The sequence below is a fragment of the Paenibacillus pini JCM 16418 genome, from assembly GCF_000576305.1.
Lineage (GTDB): Bacteria > Bacillota > Bacilli > Paenibacillales > Paenibacillaceae > Paenibacillus_AQ > Paenibacillus_AQ pini.
This window is the reverse complement of the sequence record NZ_BAVZ01000041.1, coordinates 1-10,068: the sequence shown is the minus strand read 5'-3', so window position 1 is coordinate 10,068 and position 10,068 is coordinate 1. Positions and strand designations below refer to the sequence as shown.

At 32.4% G+C, this 10,068-nt stretch carries 11 protein-coding genes; all 11 read left to right on the top strand.

What is annotated here, in order from left to right; translation table 11 throughout:
• The first annotated feature begins 145 nt into the window (after positions 1-145).
• The 11 genes from JCM16418_RS22925 to JCM16418_RS22880 all read left to right on the top strand — a co-directional run bounded on the left by JCM16418_RS22925 (position 146) and on the right by JCM16418_RS22880 (position 9,996).
• On the top strand, positions 146-460 hold the full coding sequence (locus JCM16418_RS22925; RefSeq protein ID WP_036653669.1) for a hypothetical protein: 315 nt from the start codon (positions 146-148) through the stop codon (positions 458-460).
• A 47-nt stretch (positions 461-507) separates the two neighbouring features.
• The gene (locus JCM16418_RS25165; protein WP_036653668.1) at positions 508-744 is read left to right on the top strand and encodes a hypothetical protein; all 237 of its coding nucleotides are present in this window, start codon (positions 508-510) and stop codon (positions 742-744) included.
• Entirely contained in the window at positions 707-2,005 is a 1,299-nt protein-coding gene (locus JCM16418_RS22915) for a YonG family phage-derived protein (protein ID WP_242403958.1), read from the top strand. The genes JCM16418_RS25165 and JCM16418_RS22915 overlap by 38 nt, the downstream gene beginning before the upstream one ends.
• 273 nt (positions 2,006-2,278) lie before the next feature.
• On the top strand, positions 2,279-3,907 hold the full coding sequence (locus tag JCM16418_RS26170) for a terminase (RefSeq protein WP_242403957.1): 1,629 nt from the start codon (positions 2,279-2,281) through the stop codon (positions 3,905-3,907).
• 30 nt (positions 3,908-3,937) lie between these two features.
• A complete protein-coding gene (locus JCM16418_RS22905) occupies positions 3,938-5,539 on the top strand; it encodes a hypothetical protein (RefSeq protein ID WP_052020729.1) in 1,602 nt (533 codons plus the stop codon).
• Between the two features lie 3 nt (positions 5,540-5,542).
• The gene (locus JCM16418_RS25160; protein WP_156327251.1) at positions 5,543-5,698 is read left to right on the top strand and encodes a hypothetical protein; all 156 of its coding nucleotides are present in this window, start codon (positions 5,543-5,545) and stop codon (positions 5,696-5,698) included.
• 30 nt (positions 5,699-5,728) lie between these two features.
• A complete protein-coding gene (locus JCM16418_RS22900) occupies positions 5,729-7,219 on the top strand; it encodes a hypothetical protein (RefSeq protein WP_506329605.1) in 1,491 nt (496 codons plus the stop codon).
• Positions 7,220-7,243: 24 nt separating this feature from the next.
• Entirely contained in the window at positions 7,244-7,696 is a 453-nt protein-coding gene (locus JCM16418_RS22895) for a hypothetical protein (RefSeq protein WP_036653665.1), read from the top strand.
• Between the two features lie 43 nt (positions 7,697-7,739).
• Positions 7,740-8,729 carry a hypothetical protein gene (locus JCM16418_RS22890; RefSeq protein WP_036653663.1) on the top strand — a complete coding sequence of 330 codons (990 nt, stop codon included), beginning with the start codon at positions 7,740-7,742 and terminating at the stop codon, positions 8,727-8,729.
• A 73-nt stretch (positions 8,730-8,802) separates the two neighbouring features.
• A complete protein-coding gene (locus JCM16418_RS22885) occupies positions 8,803-9,486 on the top strand; it encodes a hypothetical protein (protein WP_036653661.1) in 684 nt (227 codons plus the stop codon).
• An 18-nt stretch (positions 9,487-9,504) separates the two neighbouring features.
• On the top strand, positions 9,505-9,996 hold the full coding sequence (locus JCM16418_RS22880) for a hypothetical protein (RefSeq protein ID WP_036653659.1): 492 nt from the start codon (positions 9,505-9,507) through the stop codon (positions 9,994-9,996).
• The last annotated feature ends 72 nt before the right edge of the window (positions 9,997-10,068 follow it).

Genomic DNA, 10,068 nt, shown 5'->3' with positions numbered 1-10,068 from the left:
TGGGATTGTGACTCTTAAAAATTTAGAACCAGTTGAGATTGAATATGAACTTAAACCAGTGCTTGAGCAAACATAATCAGACATTCAGCATGAATCGCATATAAGCGAGTCCTCTGCATCCCATAAGATATAGGAGGAAAATAGTTTGACAGAAGACGAATATTGGGCAAACGAGCCAAACGATGATAATGAGATATTGTATGAATTCTTAATCGATGAAGATTCTGATCTTACACTACTAATGTTGCCAAAATATGAGTTTGATCTAGAAAATACGCTTGATAGTTACTATAAAGAAATTAAAAAATGTAGAAACAAAGATCAAATAATTCAAGCGCTTAGAACATTCTACTCCCATATCGCAGGTGTTGTCTCGCTACAAGATAACATACAGTATCTTCAAGATAGAGCTAAAGAGTTAGAGTTTAATGTTCAGATAATGCAGGAAAAGTATAGATAAGCATGAAATGATAATTTCATGCAATTATATAGGAAAGGTTTGTTCGTATGGAAACAGATACTAATCAGATTGTAAAAGAAGATTATATTAAGATTAATTTTGATATGTGGAAAGAAAGATACCAATTTGAAGACTATTATGATTTCCAAATAAAACTACTCTTTCAATTACAATGGGAGCTGCTGTATTCATCAGAAATTTATTCTCAGAATCGAAGAGAACAATTAGAAATGATTCTTAGAATTCATGGAAGCCTACCTCAGGATTTTTTCAATAAAAAATGATAATAAAATCAAAAATCAAGAAGCTGATAATAGAAAAATCGGCTTTTTTCTTTTGAATTTATCTGGCAGAAAAGTTTGTCTTAGAGCAAATTTCGTAAGTGACTACTCCCTAGTCGTCTGCCAGATTTTAATCTTTCAGGGAGTCAAAAGGATGGTGAAAGGATTGACAGGGAGAAAAAAAATCACAATTGATAGATCAGATAAAGAAATTTCCAGTAAAAAAATTTGTTCCCATTGTGGTGAAACAAGAAATTTGTCAAAAGATTATTACTCTTCGGACAATCCTCTAGATTCTGATGGAAGAATTAAAATGTGCAAGTTCTGTATCAAAGAGTATATAAATTATAATGACATTGAAACAATTAAAAACATATTACACCAAATTAATAAACCATTTATTCAAATAAAATGGGATTCAGCCACTGAATCGTCTAAGAACACAAAGGCTATAAATAGAGACCCATTTGGTATTTATATGAAGATTCTTTATTTGAACTACAATGGTCAAGGATTAACTTGGAAAGATAGCGACGAAAAAACATTAATCAAGGAAGTTACAATAGAAAAACAAATTATTAATACTCATGAGAATGAAGAAAACTCTTTCTTAAAAAATGAATACTCTGATTCAGACTTAAAAAACAAAGATGATGTTCTAAAAATGATTGGTTATGATCCTTTTTATTCAGAACCTGAAATAGATAAGAAGAACCTTTATAATAAATTAGTTGACTTTCTTGACGAAAGTACCCTTGAAGATAATTTTAAGTTGCCAGCAGTAATTGAAATAGTTAAAAGCTACAGTCAAATTGATAAGATAAATAGCACCATATCTAACATCCTTGCTGACGTAGATAAATTTGCGTCAAATGTTGGAGGGATAACATCTCTTGTAAACGCAAAAGAAAAAATGCTCAAATCAATTCTTGCACTCGCTAAAGATAATGGTATATCCGTTAATCACAATAATAATAAAAGTAAAGGCTCAGGGACTCTCTCTGGTATCATTAAACAGTTGAGCGAAAAAGGGATAGAGTCCTCAGAGATTAATATTTATGATATCGAGACTTGTGAAGGAATGAAGCAAGTAGCAGATATAAGTAATCGAAGTATATTGGAACAGCTAATGCTGAATGAAAATGATTATACTGAGATGATCAAAGATCAGAAAGAACTAATTGATGTATTAAGAAATAAGAATAATGAATTAGAGGAAGAAAATAGAAAAGTTAAAATAGCACTTAAATCTTATGAACAATAAACTATTATTGGAGGTGGTATCCCCACTTGAATTACTACATGAAAGAAAATGAAAAAGCTATTTCACAAAGAAAGCTAGAAAGTTATTATAAACTTTCTCAAATAATTCAGTGGGGACGATAGTAAATCTCCAGTAAAGTTTTGTGAAAGATTCTATGGTATTGATTTCTTAGATAATCAGAAATATGTATTTATGAAAAGTTGGGTTACTCCTTTCAACGTTTGGTGCCAGAGTCGTGGCAGTGGTAAAACAACGATGCTTGCTCCTTTTATAATGGCTAAAACAAATTTAATTCCAAATTTTCAAGCTTACATAATGAGTGGTGTTGGATCTCAAGCGCAAGAAGCATTTCTGAAGATTGAAAAAATTGCAAAAAAGGAAATAGCCTCATTTACTGGTCTAACCGATATATTTTACAACGAAACTGTTAAAAGTACAGCCAACACAGATGGATTCACTCATAATCCAGCATCCTTTCAATATAAACTCTATAATGGTAGCGCATTAAACTCTTTGAACGGTGCCTTTGATAATAACAGAAGTAAAAGATCTAATTTAAATGTTTATGACGAAAGTGGATTTGCTCCTGAAGAACTTTTTGTTACCTCTCTTCCCTTTATAACACAGGATAGTAACTTTAAATTAGGTGGAGATATCGATATAAGCTTAGAGCCTAAACAATTTCCGAATCAAGCCATATTTGCCTCTTCTGCTTCGGGGACTGATACTTATTTTTACAAGGTGTACAAGGACTACGCAAAGAAAATGTTTCTTGGTGATGATAGATATTTTGTAGCAGACATAAATGCTGAGATAGTTATTAATGCAACCTTTAATGGAAAAAAATATCCAGTTGGATTGTTAAAACAAGAAGTGATTGATGATGCTATGAGGAAGAACAAAGAAAAAGCTCTTCGTGAGTATTATAACAAGTTTAGTACTGAAGGTGGCGAAAACCAAGCGATAAGAAGAGCAACTATCATTAGAAATAGTGAAGTTCGTATTCCCACTCTCTACAATGAAAACGGTAATAAATTCGCATTGGCCTATGACCCTGCTCGTTCTTATGATAATTCAGTGTGTATGGTCGGTGAAATTTATTTAGATGAGATTGTTGGTTATAAAATGAGGATTTGTAACGGAGTTAGTTTTGTGGACATCTCAAAAAAGAAAAAAACTCCAATGAGAACACCCGAACAAATAGCTCATGTAAAACAAATGATTATAGATTATAACGGAAAGCAAGCTGCCGACTATGAGAATATATCTGCGTTACTCATCGATTCAGGAGCAGGTGGCGGTGGCGTTAATATAGCTGATGACTTTATGGAAGAATGGATTGATTCTCAGGGTGTAAGACGTAAAGGTATGATTGATAAGAAAGAGTCAAGTGACTATGTTACAAAATTTCCTACGGCAACAGACAAAATAAAGCTACTTAGCCCTAAGAAATATAAGACTGAAATGTTTGATGCTCTTGTTGAAATGACAGGATTGGATCTTATTTCTTTCACGGATGAATATGACATGAAAGGACATCTGACGCTCTTTGAAGATGCAGAATTGACATACGAGGATGATGATAATAATAAGAAAACAGAGATTACAAGTAATACAAAAATACATAAATTATCTTTTGATGAAGAGATGGCACTTAAGAACATTGACTTAGCAAAAGAAGAAGTTATAAATATCTTTCGTTATGATAACCCAAATGGTGGTCGAAGATATGCCCTTTCACCAGAAAAAGAATCAAAAATGCATGATGACAGAGCTTACTGCTTGGCAATGTTAGCTTGGCACTTACAACAACTAAGACGTGAAAACATAACCAAAAAACAAAACAATATTGTAGACTGGAAAAATGCACCTAAGAGTTATAGTTCAATATCGTTTCAATAATTTATCCCATTAATGTCAGGTGGTGAAAAAATGTCAGATAAAATAGTTGGAAGTGAAGATTTTAAAGTGATTATTGCATCAAAAGCTGATGCAGACACTTTGTTGTTTACGGCAAAAGAACAAGGTGAACAATGGCTGGAACAAGCTATGTTTAATTTTAATAATAATTATCATCAGTACTCAACCTATCTCAACGAGTCATCTTTTAATAATGATGTTATAAATAATAATGATATTGATATATTAGCTCAGAACACTCAAAGCGACTTACAAAAGATATTAAAAGTCAATTCAATAGCACGTTACTATATTAACAAAGATGACTTGATTGGAAAGATCTTTGAAACAATAGAAAGTAATATTAATACTGATTTCAAAACTTCATATAAAGACTTTTCAGGTAACAAAAGTAAACAAAAAATCCTTGAGAAAACTAAAGAAATAATAAATGATTTCAATAAACAAATTAATCTTAAGTCATTGTTAAGGAAATCAATTCCAGTTGCATACTGTGAAGGAAATTATCCTCTTTATCTGAGAAGAAATAAAGCAGGAAATTATATTGTTGATAGTTTTCCTTTGGGTGTAGTCGAGGTTAGTGATTATGAAATAGATGGTGAACCATGTCTATTAATAAACATCAATGAACTTAAATCTAGACTTCAAAAAACAAAAAAGAAAACAAGAGATGGAAAGAGCTTATTCTTTGATAACATTGAACAAGAATTAATAAATAACTATCCGTCAGAAGTATTCGAAGCTTACAAAAATAAAGATACATATGCAAAATTAGATATAAAATATAGTGGGATTTTAAGAGTTAATAATCTTAATAGAAAATATGGATTGACTCCTGTTTTCAGAACATTGAAGTCAGCTATTATGCTAGAAACATTTGAAAAAACTGATAGAACTAATGCTAAAGCTAAGGGGAAAAAAGTAATTTTTCAAAAATTACGTTCAGAAATTCTTGGAATAGATGGAGATAAACAAGGATTCGAACAAATGGCTTACGCTCATGAATCCTTTATGGGTGCTTGGAAAAATGATACAGTTATTTACACTGGAGCTGCTTTCGTAGAGGATATAAAGTACATCGAGCCTACCACAGATAATATAAACATAAACAATGTTAATTATTATAGAAGTAAAATCATGACTGCGTTAGGAATTGGCTTCTTAAATCAAGATGCAAAACAGACAGTTGCTGTTGCAAATATATCAATATCCGAGCTAATGAAGACAATCAACAAAATTACGGAACAATTAGAAGACATCTTAGAAAAATGGTACAAAATCATTCTTCAATTAAACCACATTCCAATTGAATACTGTCCTACAATTCGAGTAATTGATAGTGAATTGCTTTCAAGTGATATGAGGTTACAGCTATTGGAAACATTGTTCAGTAAGATGAATTTGAGTTATGAAACCACACTTGGCCTATTCGATATATCTGTTGAAGATGAAAAACAAAAGAGAATTAAAGAAAATGAACAACATTATGACAAGATATTCTCTCCTCGCACGAATGCATTTACCAACTCAGGTAAAACAGATAATAACAAACCTTTGCCTACTGTTAATAATGAGCCTAATAAAACAACTATTGGTTTAGTTCAGGAGGAATAGTGAATGAAACATGAAACATATTGCCCACACTGTGAGTGTCCTATTATTTTAGATATAGAAAATGATTTAGTTGGTGAAGTCGTTATAGATTCAATTAATGATACATCTCAACTTGAAGTTGCAGACTTGTTAAGCTTAAAAGGGATTGAATTGAGTTAACATGTACTACTCATGCTAGAAAGGGGGTGAATTGGACTGGATAAAGATATTGTAACGATACATAGTAACTACAATTTTATACTTAGTGAATCAAATAGCGATAATGACACATTAGACTCTAAGTTTATTATATGTGACTTCAATCCTAATGGTAATGATGTAGCTCTGAACCCCAACACAATAAACGAGTGGATCAGTACCATTGTCATGAAACCCTTAGTTGGAAAAGTTATAAGTAGGTACGATGGTGAGACTGATTTTACTGGTCACAATGCTAGGATTGTAAGTAAAACAAATGAAGATGGTAATGAGTATAAAGATATTGAATTCGACACATCTGCCTTCGGAACTTTCTATAGTGCATCAATTGAAACCATTGAAGGTGTTAATTACATTGTTGCAAATGCTAAAATATGGAAGCGTTTCTCTCAAGCTTACGAAGTTATTAAACGTAGAGTAAATGCAAATATAGGAATAAAAACCTCTTGGGAAGTTCAAGTGTTAGAGGCGCATTATGAAATGGTAAATGGTAAAAATACAAAGATAATTGATAATGGAATATTTATAGGACATGCTCTGTTAGGAGAATCAGTTTCTCCAGCATATCCATGCAGTGGTTTGCTTCAAGTATCATCTTTAGAAACAACTGATGTAGAACTTGCCAATGCGCTTGTAAATGACTTAGATATTTCATTTGATAATGTTAAAAAGGAGGAATTAGAAGTGACTAAGAAAGAGTTAGAATCATCGTCTCTGACAACTAGAGACCTACATCAAAAAATTCTTGAAACTATTAACCCAAAAGGATGGAATAGTAATCCCTATTATTGTATTTGGGAAGTATATCCTGAAGAACGCAAAGTACTTGCTTACGATATAGACAGAGATTCTGAAGACAACTATCTTGTTTTTACATATAGCGTATCTAATGAAAGTGTTACTGTAGATGAACCATCTACGACAAAGCTTAGTAAACTTATTTCGGAAAAATCAAATGTTAATATTAATATCGATCTCAATAAAACTGCTGAGATTTTAAGTCAAAAAGAGATGGATATTAAGAATCTTATTTCCGAAAAGGAAAAATTAATTTCTGATTTAGCTGAAAACGTAGATGCATTGATCCAAGCAGGAACTCAAATAGAACAACTTCAATATTCTGTTCAGGAATTGATTCCTTACAGGGAACAAGTTGAAGAAAACAATCGTATCGAAACAGAAAAAGAAATTGCTAATAAGAAACTTCTGTTAAAGCAAATCGCAATTAAAGGTGGATTTATTACTTCCGAGGAACTTGAAACGTCTGAGGAGCTTTCAGCTTTAATTGAAAGTCTTGACGAGAAGTCTATTAAAGCAATTATTGCTGAGAGACTTATTGCGAAATTAGACATTGATAAAGCGAATGTAGAAACATCTGAATCTAAAAAAGTTACTGTTATTGCTAAACAAAATATTGAATCTGACGACGATAACTTGATAGATCATAAATCAGTTATGTCATCATTTTTAAAAAATAATTAATTATAATTAGGAGGAAAAAATTTTATGCTAAGACACCTACAAGGTATTTCAAATAAAAATGTTGATGCCATGCTTTCTGCTTCTTCAACATTGGTTCGGGGTCAACTGGTTCAGAAGGATTACACAAATGGAGGTGTTATTAAACCTCTGTCTCAAGAAGGTTTATATTTTGTAGATAAAGCACAAATTCCTACTGGTCTAATGAGTCTTGAAGGTGATTTGAGTGACTATGATGTACGATTTGAGAATATTGCCAAAGGTACACTTGTTACACTGGAAAAACCTATTAGTGGTGAAAGATATGCTACGAGTGAATTTGTTGCTACTGGTTTAGTTGCAGGTGATTATTTGATTGCTTCTACTACTGTTGATGCAGATCAAGGAAAGCTTAAGAAAAATGCGAGCGCGACTCCGTTTATATACCGAGGAACAAAAATCGAAAATGGACATACTTTAGCAATCGTTGAAATTTTATAATCGTATTCACACAAATTAGAAATATTTTAGGAGGAATTATTAAATGATTAAAACAGAAATTGCAAGTCTAATGAACGAGCAAGGAAAAGTTTTCGAATGGGCACAAAAAGTTGAACGCAAAATGGAAATGAATTCAGAAGATAAAGACATTTCTTCTGTAATTGATGCTTGGGCAAAAGATATTGGTACTAAGGGTATTGACAATGATCTTGAAATCTCTAACTTTCTTGTAAAAGTTGTAAATCCAGAAGTGTATGATGTTCCAGATGAATTGCTTGAATCGTTATTTGATCGCGGTTCAATTGGTGAATTTGATGATTTCAAGACCACGGAGAATCCAAAGAATACTCTGGTTGCTTATGATGCTGCTAAAGGCGGTACGGTTGATAAATCGTATATCGACAATATTGCATCTAATCCTATTTGGAAACATAAACAAGTTGAAACTGAAGTATCTTATGCAGATTTGCGTCGCAATGGTTTTAAGAGTATTGCTAATTTAACTGTCTTCGCAGAAGAAGCATTGAAGAATAAAATGTTCTTCGATATTTTCAGTATTATTGATACTGCTATTGCTGGAGGAGAACAATTAATTAATGCTGGTGGAGCAATGCCTACTGCCGCTGCACTAGATCAACTTGCTTTATATCTAATTGATCGTGGTGAAAATCCTATGACAGTATCATTGTCTAAATATGCACAAAGTATCGCTAAAATGTCTGGTCAAGCATCCCTTATGAGTGATGCAATGAAGGATAAATACAACAGGTACGGTCTTGTTGATTTCTATAACGGAGTTCGCATTGGTACAATTTCTGGAGCTAAACGCACAGGCGATAATCAACTATTGCTTCCAGACAAGAGAATCTTTGGTGTGGCAGGTAAGATTGGTACCCTAGATATGCGTGGAGCTGTTCGTGTGTACGAAACGATGGACAACAAACGCGAGGTTGTAGAGCTGAAAATCACTGGCTTTGAATACGGTGTTGCTATTAACAAGATAGATAAAATTGCTAAAATTGTTTTAACCTAATAGAATAAAAAATACAAGTGTGTTGTTATATTTCCTAATAGTATTTCAACACACTTTAAAGGAGAGTGTTTTTGTGTCTGTTGTAGATAGCACTATAATCGAAGTACTTAATTATTCAGATAGTTATGCTTCTATTCAAACCCAAATTAAACCAGATGGTTATTTATTTGAGCCATCTATTGATGGCCTTCCATACGCCATTCCGTTAAGTTTTGCGGAAATCAGAGTAGTTAATAGTCAATCTGGGGTATTTAGAGAGGGAATTTTAAGATTTGATCCAGAACATGAGGAAGATGTCTATACAAAACTAGGTATACGCGATTGGGAAGAAATTCTTAGTGACTCTCAAATTCACAATATAATTTTAAAACCTACAAAAAAAGGATTAGAAAGTTTAATTAAAATCACGAGTACATCAATGTTCGAAAGAGTTCGAGGAATTATGGTTCAACTACTCAACACAGGAATGTACGACATCTCAACAAGAGTTAAAGATGTGATTAATGAGCGATATCGTGAGCTTTATTCTAATAAACGTATTTCTGAAATCATTGTCGTCCCAACTTTAGATGAATCGGAAGCTAAGCCATTAGTTTCTGAAAATGAAATGGCAAAATTAAAAGATGAACTGACTAAACAGATCCTTGCAGAACTAAAGGAACAACAACAGATAGCAGTAGATAATGAAGTAATAACGACTGAAGGTTCGAAAACATCAGTGAAGAAGACAAGTCGCACTACGAATCAAACTAAATAGTGAAAGGAGTCAGTATTAGTGTCAACTTTATGGTCTGCTGTTTACAAAGTTTTCTTTGATAAAATTCAAAAAGATACAGAATTTTTTGCATACAACAATATTCCTAATCAGGAAGCTTTTGAAATTGCCTTGGAGAGATCAAAGGGATATCTTAAGGAAGCAGTGTCTCAATTGACCCTATGCTGTTCTCCAGACATTAATTTTAATGATTATGATGATGTTGCAGAAGTATTCAATTTTGAATTGACTAATGTAGAAATTGATTTATTGGCCGAACTAATGAGAGAAAGATACTTTGACAAGGATTTATCTTTATTAAAAGCATTTCAGGTACGCTTCTCTCCCAAGGATTTGAACGTCTTCTCTCCTGCTGCTGAAAGAAACACATTCACGAGTATGTTAAAAGATATTAAAAAGGATAATGAACTTTCAATTTCTCGTTATATCTCAAGGGATAGAACTACAGGTAAACTAAAAATTATTAATTTCTCTCAATACTATAATGATTAAGGGTGTGTTTTATGATGGATAAAAATATCATGGATTACTATCGTAAAATTAACAACTCTATGTATACAAATA

Bases quoted from the DNA above. Each gene is read 5' to 3' on its own strand.
- JCM16418_RS22895 (WP_036653665.1), top strand. From the start codon at position 7,244: ATGCTAAGACACCTACAAGGTATTTCAAATAAAAATGTTGATGCCATG.
- JCM16418_RS25160 (WP_156327251.1), top strand. From the start codon at position 5,543: ATGAAACATGAAACATATTGCCCACACTGTGAGTGTCCTATTATTTTA.
- JCM16418_RS25165 (WP_036653668.1), top strand. From the start codon at position 508: ATGGAAACAGATACTAATCAGATTGTAAAAGAAGATTATATTAAGATT.
- JCM16418_RS26170 (WP_242403957.1), top strand. From the start codon at position 2,279: ATGGCTAAAACAAATTTAATTCCAAATTTTCAAGCTTACATAATGAGT.
- JCM16418_RS22905 (WP_052020729.1), top strand. From the start codon at position 3,938: ATGTCAGATAAAATAGTTGGAAGTGAAGATTTTAAAGTGATTATTGCA.
- JCM16418_RS22915 (WP_242403958.1), top strand. From the start codon at position 707: ATGGAAGCCTACCTCAGGATTTTTTCAATAAAAAATGATAATAAAATC.
- JCM16418_RS22890 (WP_036653663.1), top strand. From the start codon at position 7,740: ATGATTAAAACAGAAATTGCAAGTCTAATGAACGAGCAAGGAAAAGTT.